The 15,021-nt window shown below is 63.6% G+C and carries 14 protein-coding genes; 5 read left to right on the top strand and 9 right to left on the bottom strand.

Going from position 1 to position 15,021, the window contains the following annotated elements:
- Positions 1-24: 24 nt before the first annotated feature.
- Complete coding sequence (locus tag J2Y48_RS09970) at positions 25-1,569, top strand: trimethylamine methyltransferase family protein (RefSeq protein WP_310416531.1); 1,545 nt, start codon at positions 25-27, stop codon at positions 1,567-1,569.
- A gap of 104 nt (positions 1,570-1,673) precedes the next feature.
- On the opposite strand, the gene J2Y48_RS09965 is transcribed toward J2Y48_RS09970, so the two are convergent.
- A complete protein-coding gene (locus J2Y48_RS09965; RefSeq protein WP_310416528.1) occupies positions 1,674-2,120 on the bottom strand; it encodes an Lrp/AsnC family transcriptional regulator in 447 nt (148 codons plus the stop codon).
- A gap of 120 nt (positions 2,121-2,240) precedes the next feature.
- Here J2Y48_RS09965 and J2Y48_RS09960 point away from each other — a divergent pair, with 120 nt between their 5' ends.
- On the top strand, positions 2,241-2,819 hold the full coding sequence (locus J2Y48_RS09960; RefSeq protein ID WP_310416525.1) for a cysteine hydrolase family protein: 579 nt from the start codon (positions 2,241-2,243) through the stop codon (positions 2,817-2,819).
- 49 nt (positions 2,820-2,868) lie between these two features.
- On the opposite strand, the gene J2Y48_RS09955 is transcribed toward J2Y48_RS09960, so the two are convergent.
- The 6 genes from J2Y48_RS09955 to J2Y48_RS09930 all read right to left on the bottom strand — a co-directional run bounded on the left by J2Y48_RS09955 (position 2,869) and on the right by J2Y48_RS09930 (position 9,237).
- On the bottom strand, positions 2,869-3,375 hold the full coding sequence (locus J2Y48_RS09955; protein WP_310416522.1) for a hypothetical protein: 507 nt from the start codon (positions 3,373-3,375) through the stop codon (positions 2,869-2,871).
- 212 nt (positions 3,376-3,587) lie between these two features.
- On the bottom strand, positions 3,588-5,015 hold the full coding sequence (locus J2Y48_RS09950; protein WP_310416519.1) for a gamma-aminobutyraldehyde dehydrogenase: 1,428 nt from the start codon (positions 5,013-5,015) through the stop codon (positions 3,588-3,590).
- A 31-nt stretch (positions 5,016-5,046) separates the two neighbouring features.
- On the bottom strand, positions 5,047-5,859 hold the full coding sequence (locus J2Y48_RS09945) for an ABC transporter permease (protein WP_310416516.1): 813 nt from the start codon (positions 5,857-5,859) through the stop codon (positions 5,047-5,049).
- The gene (locus J2Y48_RS09940; RefSeq protein WP_310416514.1) at positions 5,849-6,799 is read right to left on the bottom strand and encodes an ABC transporter permease; all 951 of its coding nucleotides are present in this window, start codon (positions 6,797-6,799) and stop codon (positions 5,849-5,851) included. The genes J2Y48_RS09945 and J2Y48_RS09940 overlap by 11 nt, the downstream gene beginning before the upstream one ends.
- Complete coding sequence (locus J2Y48_RS09935) at positions 6,796-7,794, bottom strand: ABC transporter ATP-binding protein (RefSeq protein ID WP_310416511.1); 999 nt, start codon at positions 7,792-7,794, stop codon at positions 6,796-6,798. The genes J2Y48_RS09940 and J2Y48_RS09935 overlap by 4 nt, the downstream gene beginning before the upstream one ends.
- A gap of 282 nt (positions 7,795-8,076) precedes the next feature.
- Positions 8,077-9,237 carry an ABC transporter substrate-binding protein gene (locus J2Y48_RS09930; protein ID WP_310416508.1) on the bottom strand — a complete coding sequence of 387 codons (1,161 nt, stop codon included), beginning with the start codon at positions 9,235-9,237 and terminating at the stop codon, positions 8,077-8,079.
- A gap of 260 nt (positions 9,238-9,497) precedes the next feature.
- Here J2Y48_RS09930 and J2Y48_RS09925 point away from each other — a divergent pair, with 260 nt between their 5' ends.
- A complete protein-coding gene (locus J2Y48_RS09925) occupies positions 9,498-10,091 on the top strand; it encodes a CatB-related O-acetyltransferase (protein WP_310416505.1) in 594 nt (197 codons plus the stop codon).
- 44 nt (positions 10,092-10,135) lie between these two features.
- On the opposite strand, the gene J2Y48_RS09920 is transcribed toward J2Y48_RS09925, so the two are convergent.
- On the bottom strand, positions 10,136-11,044 hold the full coding sequence (locus tag J2Y48_RS09920; protein ID WP_310416502.1) for a LysR family transcriptional regulator: 909 nt from the start codon (positions 11,042-11,044) through the stop codon (positions 10,136-10,138).
- A 149-nt stretch (positions 11,045-11,193) separates the two neighbouring features.
- Here J2Y48_RS09920 and J2Y48_RS09915 point away from each other — a divergent pair, with 149 nt between their 5' ends.
- Together J2Y48_RS09915 and J2Y48_RS09910 are read left to right on the top strand one after the other, a co-directional pair.
- Positions 11,194-13,800, top strand: a complete 2,607-nt coding sequence (locus J2Y48_RS09915) for an AMP-binding protein (protein ID WP_310416499.1) — start codon at positions 11,194-11,196, stop codon at positions 13,798-13,800.
- An 87-nt stretch (positions 13,801-13,887) separates the two neighbouring features.
- Positions 13,888-14,301 carry an ACT domain-containing protein gene (locus J2Y48_RS09910; RefSeq protein WP_310416497.1) on the top strand — a complete coding sequence of 138 codons (414 nt, stop codon included), beginning with the start codon at positions 13,888-13,890 and terminating at the stop codon, positions 14,299-14,301.
- A 70-nt stretch (positions 14,302-14,371) separates the two neighbouring features.
- On the opposite strand, the gene J2Y48_RS09905 is transcribed toward J2Y48_RS09910, so the two are convergent.
- Positions 14,372-14,836 (bottom strand): SRPBCC domain-containing protein, encoded by a 465-nt coding sequence (locus tag J2Y48_RS09905; protein WP_310416494.1) that lies wholly within the window; start codon positions 14,834-14,836, stop codon positions 14,372-14,374.
- Between the last annotated feature and the right edge of the window lie 185 nt (positions 14,837-15,021).

Raw genomic sequence — 15,021 nt, 5'->3', positions numbered from 1 at the left:
CGTGGACAAACGAGGGGGAATGGAATGAGCATTGCCGAAGCAACCCAGACGTCCCGGCGGGCCGGCGGCCGCGCCGCCCGCGTCGCCATGCGGGCAGCACCCTTGGCGGAAAACATCCGCCCGGTGCGCCCCGGCCTGCCGGGCGGCCAGTACAAGCCGCTGACGGAGGCGGGCGTGCGCCGTATCCACGAGGCGGCGCTGGATGCGCTTGAAAACATTGGCCTGTCCAACGCGCCGAAATCCGGTATCGAGATCATGACCGGCGCCGGCGCCATCCTTGGTGACGATGGGCGCCTCCGCTTCCCGCGGGCGCTGGTGGAGGACATGCTGGCGATCGCCGCGCGCGATATCACGCTCTACGGCCGTGATCCGAAGTATGACCTCGAACTCTCCGGCACCCGCGTCTACTACGGCACCGCCGGCGCTGCCGTGCACATTGTCGATGTCGAGAAGCGCGACTATCGCGAGTCGACGGCGAAGGACCTGTTCAACGCCGCCCAGCTCGTCCACCACCTCGACAACATCCATTTCTTCCAGCGGGCGATGGTCTGCCGCGACGTGGCCGACAATTTCCTGATGGACATCAACACGCTCTATGGCTGCTGCGCCGGCACCTCCAAGCACGTCGGCACCAGCTTCTCCGATCCCTCGCATGTCGAAGGCTGCTTCGACCTCATCCACATGATGGCGGGCGGCGAGGACAAGTGGCGGGCGCGGCCCTTCGTGTCGAACTCCAACTGCTTCGTCGTGCCGCCGATGAAGTTCGCGGAAGAGAGCTGCATCACTATGGAGGCCTGCATCCGGGCGGGCATGCCGATCCTGCTGCTCTCGGCCGGGCAGGCGGGCGCGACCGCGCCGGCGCCGCTGGCGACCGCGATCGTGCAGGCCGTCGCCGAATGCCTGGCGGGCGTCGTCTACGTCAACGCCATGGCGCCCGGCCATCCGGCGATCTTCGGCACCTGGCCCTTCGTTTCGGACCTGAGAACGGGCGCCATGTCCGGTGGTTCGGGCGAACAGGCACTGCTGACGGCCGGCTGCGCGCAGATGCACCAGTTCTACCGGCTTCCAGGTGGGGCCGCCGCGGGCATTGCCGATTCCAAGCTGCCCGACATGCAGGCCGGTTGGGAACAGGCGATCTCCAACGTCCTGGCCGGACTGTCGGGCCTCAACATGGTCTATGAAGCGGTCGGCATGCACGCCTCGCTGCTAGGCTTCTGCCTGGAAAGCCTCGTGCTCGGCGACGACCTTTTGGGGCAGGTGCAGCGCTGCGTGCGCGGCATCGACGTCACCGAGGATTCGGTCTCGCTCGAGACGATGCGCTCGGTCTGCATGGGCGGGCCCGGCCATTATCTCGGTGACCCGCAGACGCTGTCGGTGATGCAGACGGAGTATATCTATCCTGCCGTTGCCGACCGCACGAGCCCGAAGGAGTGGGCCGAGATCGGCAAACCCGACCTGATCGCCAAGGCGATCGAACGGAAGAACCGGATCCTCTCCGAAGCCGGCGGGCCGTTGTTCGATCGGGCAACCGATTTGGCGGTGCGCGAGAAGTTCAAGATCTATTTCTAAAGCATGTCTCCCGAAAGCGGGTACCGGTTTCGGGAGAAGGACATGCGCAATAACAAAGAGCTAAAGCGCACCAAGCGAAACCGAGATGGTGACGCGCTTTAGCGTCACCCGCCACGGCGGTCGAAGTGCGTGCGCAACGAAACATGGGTCTGCACGGTGGCGATACCGGGCGTCGTCGCGATCTGGCGGCGCACGGTGTCGAGGTCTGCATTCGAGCCGCACTCGACGAGAAGCATCAGATCGGTCGGGCCGGCAAGGGACCAGCAGGTGACGACGCTGGGGATACCCGTCAGGTGCGGCACGACATGGTCGCAATTTCGCCCCGACTGGAAGCAGACGGCGATCAGTGCCTCGACGCCCGGCCGGTCGCGGTCGGCGCCGAGCCGCACGGTATAGCCGGCGATCACACCTCTCTCTTCCAGCCGCCGGATCCGTTCATGCACGGCGCTGCGTGAAAGCCCACTGTCGCGCGCCAGTTCGACCAGACTCTTACGGGCATCCGCCCGCAGCGCTGCGATCAGCAGCCGGTCCTTCTCGTCGAGTTCGCTCATCCGGCAATCTCCCCTTCCACCCGGACATTCGTCCGGCCATCCGTCATCTTGCTGCGCGAAACCGGACGAAAAAGCAACTATCCGTCGGTCATTGACACATATCCACGCAAGGAGAACCCGATGCCGACGATACCTCAGAATGCCGCCCTCATCCCGATCGACATGCAGCAGGCCTTCGATTCCGCGCCGTGGCCGAAGCGCTGGAATGACAAGGTCGATGAGAACGGCCTTGCTCTGCTTGCGGCCTGGCGTGCGGCCGGCCGTCCGCTGATCCATGTTCGCCACGACAGCGTCGAGCCGAACTCGACGCTTCGGCCCGGCGTGCCGGGGAATGCCTTTCGGCCCGGGTTTATGCCTCGGCCGGGCGAGCCGCTAGTCACGAAGAGCGTGAACGCCGCCTTCCTCGGCACGGATCTCGACTTGCGGCTGCGCCGTCTCGGCATCGATACGGTGGTGCTGTTCGGCATCTCGACCGACATGTGCGTGTCGACAAGCGTGCGGGTCGGCGCCAATCTCGGCCTGCGCGTCGTCCTTGTCGAGGATGCTTGCGACTGCTTTGACCTGCCCGATGGCGAAGGTGGCACGATCCCGGCGCGGGACATCCATCGCGCACACGTTGCTACGTTGCGCCAGGAGTTCGCGACGGTGATGCGGACGGCTGAGGTGCTTGAAGCGCTCGGTGTCGCCGAACGAGCCTAATATTGGGTCCTCGACCTGGTGTCCCGCCGCGTTGCCGCGGATCAAAAAGCTACCGCCGTAGAGCACGCGCATCGCTGACCGACCACGACCACTGTGGAGCGGTGATTTGCAGGAGGTCGCTGCCGGTGAAGACGACGAAGGTGGTGAATGGCTGGCTCTGGCCGGGCGGCACGCGCGCGATGATGAGGGTCTTGTCGGCGCCGACCGGCGTGCAGGCGCCGGCGGGACAGTTTTCCAGTTCGACGGTCAGGCGGAAGGACTGCAGCGTGATCGCGCTGTTGTTCGTGACGGTCCCGGTGACGCGATAGCTCGTTACCGGCTGACCGACCGCGAACTGCATGTCCGAAAGCGCGATTTCTTCCGGGGTGATCGCAGTTCTCGGCTGCGCAGGCTCGGGGGCGACGCTGCGGTTGTCGGTGAACCAGAGCAGGATTGCGACGGTGAGGCCGATCGCGACGACAATGGTGAGGACGGGCTCGACCCAGCTCTGAAAGCGCTTGAAGCGCACTGCAAGGTAAAGAATTGTGACTGCCGCGACGCCGAATGCCCAGAACATCAAGGTCCTCCTGACGTTCATATAGCCTGACGCGCGAGAAGCCAAAAGCCCCGTGCAACCACTCATCCCCGGACTTCGAAGCCGTGTGCAGTTTCGGGGGAGGCTGGCGGTGGAAAACGGCCGCTGTTTGCTAAAGATTGCGGATGGTTTTTTGGTCGCAGGGTGGCGAGATCGGCCCGGCAGCGCTGCCACCGGACCGATCGGAACCCAGGTCAGCCGTGATTGATCATCACGTGACGGACAACCGTGTAGTCCTCCAGTGCGTAAATCGACATGTCCTTACCGTAACCGGACTGCTTGACGCCGCCATGCGGCATCTCGTTGCAAAGCATGAAGTGGGTGTTCACCCAGGTACAGCCGTACTGCAGGCGGGCCGCGGCCCGCATCGCCTTGGAGATGTCCTTCGTCCAGACCGAGGAGGCGAGGCCGTAGTCGCTGTCGTTCGCCCAGGCGAGCGCCTGCTCCTCGCCGGAGAAGCGGGTGACGGAGACGACCGGGCCGAACACCTCGCGGCGCACGATCTCGTCCTCCTGCGTCGCGCCGGCGACCACGGTCGGCTGGAAGAAGAAGCCCTGGTCGCTGCCGGGGCGCCCACCTGCGGTAATCTCGATGTGCTTCACGTCGGATGCGCGCTCGACGAAGCTTGCGACGCGATCGCGCTGGCGCTTCGAGATCAGCGGACCGATTTCGTTTTCGGTGTCGTCCGCCTGGTTGTAGCGGATGCTCGAGACAGCGGAGGAGAGGTCGGCGACAAACTTTTCGTAGATGCCGGCCTCGGCATAGATGCGGCAGGCGGCGGTGCAGTCCTGGCCGGCATTGTAGTAGCCGAAGGCACGGATGCCGCTGACGACCGCCTCGAGGTCTGCATCGTTGTAGACGATGACGGGCGCCTTGCCGCCAAGCTCCAGGTGCGTGCGCTTGACCGTCTTGGAGGCGGCCGCCAGCACCTTCTTGCCGGTGGCGACGTCACCGGTGATCGAGACCATGTTGATCTTCGGATGGTTGATCAGCGCATTGCCGACCGTCTCGCCGCGGCCGAGCACGATGTTTACGACCCCTTCGGGCAGGATGTCGGCCAGGAGTTTTGCCATCTTCAAGGCCGTCAGCGGCGTCTGCTCGGACGGTTTGAAGACGACCGTGTTGCCGCCGGCGATCGCCGGCGCCAGCTTCCAGGCCATCATCATCAGGGGGTAATTCCACGGCGCGATCGAGCCGATGATGCCGACCGGGTCGCGGCGGATCATCGACGTGTGCCCCGGCAGGTATTCGCCCGCGACGGTTGCGTGCAACGAGCGGATGGCACCGGCGAAGAACCGCCAGCAGTCGACGATCGCCGGAATTTCATCATTGCGCACCGCGTTGATCGGCTTGCCGCAGTTGAGCGATTCGAGGGCCGCGAAACCGTCGGCGTCGCGCTCGATCGCGTCGGCGATCTTCAGCAGGTAGCTGGACCGTTCGCCGGGCGTCGTCATCGACCACGAGACGAAGGCCTTTTCGGCCGCGTCGACGGCCGCGTCGATCTGCGCGTGCGAGGCTTCCGCAAGTCCGACCACCGTTTCGCCGGTCTTCGGGTTGAGGATTTGCTCCTCGCTTTCGGTGCCGGCCTCGAAGCGCGAGCCGATCAGCATCTGCTTGTCCATCACAAGGTCTCCCATTGTCTCATGTCGATGTTCATTTGCCGGCGCCGGCGATCTGGTCGCCTTCGCGGGTGAGGTAGTAGGCGGCGAGGATCGGCAGGAAGGTGACGAGCACCACCACCATGGCGACGACGTTGGTGACCGGGCGCTGGCGCGGGCGCACGAGTTCCTCCAGCATCCAGATCGGCAGCGTCTGCTGCTGACCGGCAGTAAACGTGGTGACGATCACCTCGTCGAAGGAAAGGGCGAAGGCGAGCATGCCGCCGGCCAACAGCGCTGTGCCGATATTGGGCAGGATCACATAGCGGAACGTCTGGAAGCCGTCGGCGCCGAGGTCCATCGAGGCCTCGATCAGCGAACCGGAGATGCGGCGGAAGCGGGCGACCGCATTGTTGTAGACGACGACGACGCAGAAGGTGGCGTGGCCGAGCACGATCGTCCAGAACGAGAAGGGGATCTCCGCGAACGAGAAGGCCGAGCGCAGGGCGATACCGGTGATAATGCCGGGCAGCGCGATCGGCAGGATGACGAGCAAAGAGATCGTCTCGCGGCCGAAGAAGCGGGTCTGGCTGACGGCGGCGGCACAGAGCGTGCCGAGCACAAGTGCGACGGTGGTCGCAATTGCCGCCACCCGCACCGATAGTCCGAGCGCCTGCCAGACATCCGGCCGGTTCCAGGCCACTGCGAACCAGTCGAGCGTCAGGCCCGGCGGCGGGAACTGGTAGCTCTTTTCCTCGGTGGTAAAGGCGTAAAGGAAGATCAGCAGGATCGGCAGGTGCATGAACAGCAGGCCTGCGGCTGCGGCGATCTTCAGGCTCAGGGGAGCGGAGGAACGGTCAGAGCGCATCGAAGGCTCCCTGTTTCTTGGCCATCCAGAGATAGAGGCCCATGATGACGATCGGAACGACGGTGAAGGCAGCGGCGAGGGGGATGTTGCCGGCCGTGCCCTGCTGGGCATAGACCGCCTGGCCGATGAAGAGGCGCGACGAGCCGATGATCTGCGGGATGATGTAGTCGCCGAGCGTCAGCGAGAAGGTGAAGATCGAGCCGGCGATGATGCCGGGGAGCGCCAAGGGAAACAGCACGTGGCGGAAGGTCTGCGCCGGGTTGCCGCCGAGATCGGCCGAGGCCTCGATCAGGTTGCCGGGCACGCGCTCGAGCGCTGCCTGGATCGGCAGGATCATGAACGGCATCCAGACATAGACGAAGACGATGAAGGTGCCGGTGTAGCTGATCGACAGCGAGTTGCCGCCGACGACCGGCAGCGCCAGCCAGGTGTCGAGCAGCCAGGTCAGGTGCAGCTTGCCGAACAGCCAGTTGAGGATGCCCTCCTTGGCGAGGATCAGCTTCCAGGCATAGACCTTGACGAGGTAGCTCGACCACAGCGGCAGCATGACCGCGAGATAGAACATCGCCTTCCATTTGCCGCGGGCGTAGCGGGCCGCGTAATAGGCGATCGGAAAGGCGATCAGGGCGGAGGCGAGCGTCACCAGCGCCGCCATGACGATCGTGCGCAGGATGATGTCGAAATTCGACGGGATCAGCAGCTGCCGGTAGGTATCGAGCGTGAACTCGTAATTGACGAGGCCGGAGAACTCGTCGATCGCGAAGAAGCTCTGCAGCAGCAGGGCCAACAGCGAACCGAGATAGATGATGCCGAGCCAGAGAAGCGGCGGCGACAGCATCAACAGCAGAAAAAGCTTCGGATTGCGCCAGAAAAAGTCCGACAGGCGCCCGAGCGTGCCCGTCCGGCGGGCAAGGATGGTCGATTCGGCGATCGCGCTCATGCCGCTTCGTCCATCAGGTGCAGGTCTTCGGCGGCAAAAGACAGCGTGACACCGGATCCCTGCGAGGGAACGTCGACCGAGGCCGGGATCATGGCGGCGACGCGGCTGCCGGCAGCATCGACCGTGATACGATTGGCGGCGCCGAGGAAGCTGGTGGCGACGACGGTGCCGGAGAAGCGCTTGCGGTCCGCGCCGCCTTCGCCGAGCGCCAAGGCCTCGGGGCGGAGACTGGCGAAGCGGGCGGGATAGCCCAGGCTTTGCACGAATTGCGGCGCCAGCACGTTCGACGAGCCGACGAAGTCGGCGACGAAGCGTGTCTGCGGGCGCTTGTAGACGTCTTCCGGCGTGCCGAGCTGCTGGATCTTGCCGTCGTTGAAGACGGCGATACGATCGGCCATCGACAGTGCTTCGCCCTGATCGTGGGTGACGAAGACGAAGGTGATGCCGAGTGACTTCTGCAGCACCTTCAACTCTTCCTGCATCTGCTCGCGCAGCTTCAGGTCGAGCGCGCCGAGCGGCTCGTCTAGCAAAAGCACACGCGGACGATTGACGAGCGCGCGGGCGAGCGCGACGCGCTGGCGCTGGCCGCCGGAAAGCTGGCCGGGGCGACGCGTGCCGTAGCCGGGGAGCTTGACCATTGCGAGTGCGTTCTCCGCCGCCTTCAACCGCTCGTCCTTGGAAACGCCCTTGACCATCAGGCCGTAGGCGACATTTTCCAGGATCGAAAGATGCGGGAACAGCGCGTAATCCTGAAAGACGGTGTTGACGTTGCGCCGATAGGGCGGCACGCCCTCGGCCGTCTCGCCGAAGATCTCGATATGGCCGCCGGTCGGCTGCTCGAAGCCGGCCATCAGCCGCAGGCAGGTGGTCTTGCCCGAGCCGGAAGGGCCGAGCATGGCGAAAAATTCACCCTCGGCGATTGCGAGATCCACGCAGTCGACGGCGCGTACGGCACCGAAATAGCGTGACACATTCTCGAACAGGACGGCGGTCATGGGAACTCCAGTCTTCGTTTCTTGCCGGCGGGGCCGCCGGTCTCGGCCCGCATCGGGCCGGCCGGACCGCCTTCTCCCGCTGGTGGAGAGAAGAGGTGCGGTGTCGCGATTCATCTGCCTTCCCCGGACGCTGTGGACGAGGGGCAGGCCACACTTTCGCTTTCCCTCTCCCCGCGTGCGGGAAGAGGGCCTGGGTGAGGGGCAGTTCTCGTTGCTTATCGAGGGAAAACCCCTCTGATGTATTATCCCTCTTCTCCCCCGAGGGGTGAAGAGGGACAGCTATCAACGTCCGCCGATCACGCCGATATAGTCGGACACCCAGCGGTGGTAGGGCACGCACTCGCCCTGGGTCTCGCAGCGCGAGGTCGGCGTCTTCCAGAAGCTGATCTTGTCGAAGTTCTCGAAGCCGTTGGTCTTGCAGCCTTCATCGGTCAGGAGCGCATTGCCCTTGCAGGCTGCAGGAACCGACGGAACGGCGCCGAACCAGGCAGCGGCGTCGCCCTGCACCTTCGGCGAGAGCGAGTGCTCCATCCACATGTAGGCGCAGTTCGGGTGCGGGCTGTCAGCGTGCAGCATCGTCGTATCGGACCAGCCCGTCACCCCTTCCTCCGGGAAGGTGGAGGCGATCGGCTGCTTCTCTGCCTGCATCAGGTTGACCTGGAACGGCCAGGAACCGGAGGCGACGACGCCTTCGTTCTTGAAGTCGTCGATCTGGATCATGGCGTCGTGCCAGTAGCGGCCGACGAGGGTGCGCTGGACACGTAGCAGGTCGAGGGCTGCCTTGTACTGCTCTTCGTTGAGCTCGTAGGGGTCCTTGATGCCGAGTTCCGGCTTGTGCGCCATCAGATACTGCGCGGCATCGGCGATGTGGATCGGGCCGTCATAGGCCTGCACGCGGCCCTTGTTCGACTTGCCGTCCGGCAGCGTCATTTCCTCGAACACGACGTTCCAGCTCTTCGGCGCTTCGCCCTTGAAAGCTTCGGTGTTGTACATCAGCACGTTGGGGCCCCAGAGATAGGGGGTGCCGTAGTGAACACCCTTGACCGTGTTCCACGGCGCGTTCTGCAGGCGCTCGTCGATGGTCTTCCAGCTCGGGATCAGGTCGGTGTTGATCGGCTGGACGCGCTTGCCGGCGACCAGGCGCAGCGAGGCGTCGCCCGAGGCGGTGACGAGGTCGAAGCCGCCTTCGTTCATCAACGCCACCATTTCGTCCGAGGTGGCGGCGGTCTTCACCGAGACCTTGCAGCCGGTCTGCTTCTCGAAATCGGTGACCCAGTCGTAGTTCTTGTCGGTCTCGCCGCGCTCGATGTAGCCGGCCCAGGCGACTATCGAGACCTCGCCTTCACCCTTGCCGAGCTCCTTCAGCGGCTCCTGCGCGACGGCGGCGGTGGCGAAGGCGAAGGAAAGGGTAAGAGCGGTGCAGGAATGCAGGAATCGCTTCATGTTGGTCTCCCGGTTTGTCCGCTTGATGTGCGGTATTGTTCCCGATGAGAAAGGTGCCCCCTTTTGGCCGCTTTCGCAAATTCATTAAACAGAAAGTCGATATCGGAGATTCCGAATTCATGTTGACCCGGGTCCGGTCGCGCTTCGCTTGCGATGTGCCGGAGTTGCCGCATCCACGCATCAACTCAAGGTTTCTCGCTCAATTTTAGTGTACTCTTTGCCCTCGGATCGGGCTTCAATCCGCCGACGGGACCATAACGATGGCACCCTTTCGCAAACTGAGAACACGGCTGGGCCTGAGAAAGAAACCCGCCGCTCTTCCACAAGGGGTTACGATCGGCCGACATACCTACGGCTTAACCCCCGCGCATTTCCATGGATCGAGCTTCGAGTGCCAGGTGCATATCGGCAACTTTTGCTCCGTTGCCGAGCACGTCGTGTTTGTGCAGATGGCGGACCACGACTTGAGCCGGATCTCGTCATTTCCTCTTGCGAGACGGTTGTTCGGCTCAACGGAAAGCAATGTGACAACCAAGGGACCGATTACGGTCGGTCACGACGTATGGATCGGCCGCAATGCGCTAATACTGTCCGGCGTGACGATCGGTCATGGCGCGGTTATCGGGGCCGGGGCCGTCGTAGCCAAGGATGTGCCCCCGTACGGTATTGCCGTCGGCAATCCTGCCCAGGTCGTCAAGTATCGCTTTTCTCCGGAAGAGATTGCTCTTCTGCTCCGGGTGCAGTGGTGGTCTTGGGATGATGCTACCCTTCAATCCCATCAAGCCCTCCTGACCGGCACATCGGAAGCCTTTATCGAACATTTTGCGGCGCTAGCGCATGGCGCTGATGGCTGAGCGGTCGAGTGGCTTGCTCGTGCGGATCTGCTTCCACATCACCCCTACCGTCCGCGTCCGCTTCGCAGTGCCTCCGCGACGCCGACGAAATCGCGGGCCGATTGCGGCAGGCTGGAGCCCTTGCGCCAGACCATGCCGACCTGCACCACCGGCAGGGCGCCGGAGACGTCGCGGCTCTCGATGCGATCGCCTTCCAGCGACCAGGGGCGGTAGACGAGATCGGGCAGCAGGGCGATGCCTGCCCCGGTGGCGACGAGACTGCGCACCGCCTCGACCGAACGGGTGCGGAAGGCGACGTGGGGGCGCGCACCGAGGGCGGACAGCAGCTTGCCGGTGTTTTCCTCGATTTCATCCACGGTCAGCATGATCAGCGGTTCCTTGGCGATGTCACTGACTGAAATGATTTCGGCCGAGACCAGCGGATGGCCGAGCGGCAGCCACAGCCGGTAGGGGGAGGTCTCGATGATCTCGGCCTGCAGGGCCATGCGGTCGCGCAGGTTGGAGATGACCATCACCGCGACGTCCAGTTCGCCGCCGATCAGGAGGTGCTCGAGATAGGAACCATTGTCCTCGATGGCGCTGACTTCTACACCGGGAAAGGCGCGGCGATAGCGCGCCAGCAGGTCGGAAAGCACGTAGCCGGCGACGAGAGAGGTGACACCCAGGTTGAGCTGGCTCCGTTCCGTGGTCCGGTTGTCGGAAAAGGAGCGGCGGGCGTCCGAGACACCGGCAAGGATCTTCGTCGCATGGCGCAGGAACTGGTGGCCATTGTGTGTCGTCGTCAGGCCGCGCGGATGCCTCTCGAACAGTTCCACCCCCAGATCGTTCTCCAGTTCCTTCATCGCCTCGGTGATCGAGGATTGCGAGATCGAGAGGATCTGCGCCGCCCGTGTGACGGAGCCCTGTTCGGCGACTGCGACGAAGTACTGCAACTGTCTGAGTGTAAAGGCCATGGCGGCAGTTAATACGCACGCAAGGGGCGAAGCAAGCCGCCTTGGCAATCACGTCGCGACGGCTGGCCGCATGAGAATAATCTTGATTATTGATGTCATGATATGCATAGGAGCGACAGCCGTTTCCATATCTTTCCAAGCTGCAGCCGATGTCTCAAAAGTTCGTTCCGGCCTTTGCCGCGCGCGGCGCCGCGCCAGCGCTCATCTTCCCGGGGCGGACCGCGATCACCTATGCCGAACTGGCGGATGCAATCACGCGTCGGATGCAGCAGTTCGGTGCGGACAAGAAGCTGATTTCGATCGAGGCCGAGCACTCCGAGCACTGCATCGTTTCCTATCTCGCCGCCCTCGAGATGGGGCATGCCGTTGCAATGCTTCCGCCCGCAACCTGCAGTGGCAGCGAAGAGTTCGACCTGGCGTTCGAGCCCGACCTTTGCTGCCGCAGGGTCGGCGAGCGCTGGATGGTGGTCGAGGCTTTGCCACAGCCACGCAATGCCCGCAGCGAATTGCATCCGAATCTTGCATTGCTTCTTTTGACTTCGGGCAGCACCGGCGGGGCAAAGGCGGTGCGCCTGTCGCGGGACAACATCGACGCCAATGCGGCGTCGATCGCGCAATATCTCGGGCTCGTCAGCACCGATCGTGCCTGTCTCGTTTTGCCGCTGCATTATTCCTATGGCCTGTCGGTGTTGCACTCGCACCTTGCTGTTGGCGCCAGCCTCTATTTTCCCCAGGGCTCGATTCTGGGCGAGGGGTTCCTCGACGGGCTTGCTAAGCAGGAATGCACGAATTTTTCCGGCGTGCCCTATTCCTATGAACTGTTGGAAAGCGTCGGCTTTCGAGAGCGCAGCTTCCCCAGGCTGCGCTTCATGACCGTCGCAGGCGGACGCCTGCCGCCGGATACCGCCCGCCTTTACAACCGACATATGCGCGCACACGACGGTGCCTTCTTCGTCATGTACGGACAGACCGAGGCGACGGCGCGCATCGCCTATGTTCCACCGGCGCTGCTCGAAGGAAACGAGGATTGTATCGGTGTCGCGGTGCCAAACGGCTCACTCTCGCTCGAGAACGCCGAAGGCGAAGAGATACGCCAGCCCGGACGGGTGGGCGAGTTGGTCTATCGCGGCCCGAACGTCATGATGGGGTATGCCGCCGGACGGGCGGATCTGGCCGGAGAGCCTACGACCGGCGCACTCAGAACTGGAGACCTCGCGGCGATCGACGAGCAGGGCCTCTTCCGAATTCTGGGCAGGACCAAGCGGATTTCCAAGGTGGCCGGCCGGCGCATCGGTCACGACATGCTGGAAGAGGCACTGGAACGGCGCGGCATCCGCGCGGTGATCGTGGGCGATGACGAAGCGCTGCACGCCTTCTTTTGCGGAACGCAGGAAGAAGCCGAGGTCAACAAGGCCCTTGCTACGGTCGCGGGCCTGACGCTCCTGCAGGTCGGATCGAAGCGGATCGAATTTTTGCCTCGGCTGCCTTCGGGCAAGATCGACTATGCCGCTCTGCAAGCGCGCTACCAGGCGGAACATAGGCAACCAAAGCAGGCGGCGAGCATCCGCGAAGCGTTCAACCAGGTGTTTTATCCGAAGAAGGCTGGTACGCGGGATAGCTTTGTCTCGCTTGGCGGGGATTCGCTGCGCTTCGTGCAGCTTTCGCTCGCGTTGGAGAAGATCCTCGGCGAGGCGCCTGCGAGGTGGGAAACGATTAGCGTGGCCCAACTGTCCGATCTCAAGCCGGTTGCGGACAAGAAGCCGGCGATCGGTGGTGATCTGCTGATCCGGGCGCTCGCCATTCTGCTGGTCGTCGTCCATCACCAGATGCTCTGGCCGATACCGGGCGGGTCGGCGGCAATGATCGTCCTGATCGGCTTCGGCCTTGCGCGCTTCCAGTCCGGTGCGCTGATGGCGGGCGATGTCAAGCGTGTCTTGCGGCCGGCGCTGCAGGTGCTGGTGCCCTACTATCTGATTGTTGCCGTCTACGCCGCCGTCTGGGGGGAGGTGCCCTGGGCCTCGGTCCTGCTGGTCGGCAACTTCGGATTTGCCGCTCCGGAAAGGCACAGCATGGTGCCTTATCTCTACTGGTTCATTGAAGCCTATTGCCAGATGTTGCTGGTGATAGCCGGTCTATTCTGCCTGCCCGCCGTGCGCCGTTTCGCGGAGACGGATCCATTCGTTGCAGGCCTGTCGTTCCTGGCCCTGGCGCTTTGCGCGAGAGTTGCCATCCCGCCGCTGCTCGACATGGGCAACCGCCAGATATTCACGCTGCCATGGATCTTCTACCTGGCGGCGATCGGCTGGTCGGCCGCCTTCGCCAGCACGACGAGGCGAAAGCTCCTGCTGATGGCGATCGGTGTCGCCGTTTTCACCACCTTTGCCTTCTACGAGAGCGTATGGATCGGCACCAGGGTAAAGTACCTGCTGCAGATCGCTGTCCTGTCTGGCCTGCTGTTTTTCCCGCGGGTCCGGCTGCCGTTTCGGCTGAAGGCAATCGTGCTGCCGCTATCGGCGGCAAGCTTCCACACCTACATCCTCCACCGGTTCGTGCCGGAACTCGTCATGGCGCCGCTCGGCACCGTTCTTCCGCCAGGGCTCTTTTCGCTCGTTGCGATTGCCGGCGGCGTCGGCCTTGGCGTGATCGTCTGGTGGCTGCAGGGGAGGCTGCTTTCGTTTCTCGCGCGTGAAAAAGACAATGGGATTCTGCACGTCCTTTCGACATATTATGAGGTTCGCGGCCCGCGGTCGACCTGAGGTAGTACCGCGAACCAACGGAATCTCGGGAGCACGCATGACGACCACACCGCCGAACCGAACGCTGACCGTCCCCAGGCCAGGCGCATGAGCGGCATCACCGATATCGAGCGTTTGCTGGCGGAAATGCAGCCCGAGCTGCGAGAGGGGACGTATGTCTATTGCGTTGTTCCCCTCGCGCAGGCGGACAGCTGCCATCGTCTCCAGCCGCTCGCCACGTTTCGTGAGGAGGAGGGGCTGAGCATGATCCTGACCGCGAGCGTGGCTGCGGAGAACGGGTTTTCCGCCAGCGCGCCGATGCGCATGGTTACGATCACCGTGCATTCCTCGCTTGAGGCCGTCGGGCTGACGGCGGCGGTCGCGACGGCACTGACGCGGGAGGGGATCAGCGCCAACGTCGTTGCGGCCTTCCACCACGACCACGTCTTCGTCCCGGCGAGCGATGCAGAACGCGCGCTCGCTGCGCTGAAGGCGCTGTCGCGGGACGGGACCCAGGAATAGCGGACGCTGTCACCCAGCGCCACGCACAGATCCGCAGCGTTTGCGTCCCGCAATTATTACGGGCATCCGATCAACGATTGTTCCAGTGGTGTCGAAGCAGATAGGATTCGAGCCTGTCGAGCCACTCGTTCCAGCTTTGCTGGTGCGTTTCGATTTCGGATTGGTGGGCGAAGGGAGCCTGATGAAGGCCAAGGCGAGTGGTGCCGTTGACGTCTTCAAGAGTGATGGTCACCAACGTCTCGCCCGCACCCTCTGCGGCGAAGGTGAAGACGATGCGTTTGTCTTCAACGATCTCGCGGTAGACGCCGAACATGGCAACATCGTCGCCCAGCGTCGAGCGGACAACCGCGCGCCACTTTCCGCCGGTGCGAAAGTCCATTTCGATCGCGTGAGGTGTGAAATCGCGCGGCCCCCACCACTGGGCCAGGCGGTCGGGCGCTGCCCAGAGCGGGAACACAACGGCGGGGCGTGCATCGAAGCGTCGTTCGATGACAAGGATTTCTGCCGGTGGAGCAGCGCGTTGCGGGATCGTCATTGCGTTCTCCCGAGGATCGGCCGGACTTCCCGAGAGCGGGCGCCGGTCTGAAGTCATCGTCAGGAAGTCAAGGCGCAAAGCGCCTGCGCCGGGAAAAGGGAGGTCACCCGGTGTCGACACGCAGCCAGCTTCCGTGAGTTCCTATCGATCGGCCGGACATCACGTTCCCGGCCAACGATTTGAGG

It is taken from the genome of Mycoplana sp. BE70, assembly GCF_031455855.1.
In the GTDB taxonomy this organism is placed as follows: domain Bacteria; phylum Pseudomonadota; class Alphaproteobacteria; order Rhizobiales; family Rhizobiaceae; genus Mycoplana.
The sequence above is the reverse complement of the archived record's forward strand: the minus strand, read 5'-3'. Positions and strand labels throughout refer to the sequence as shown.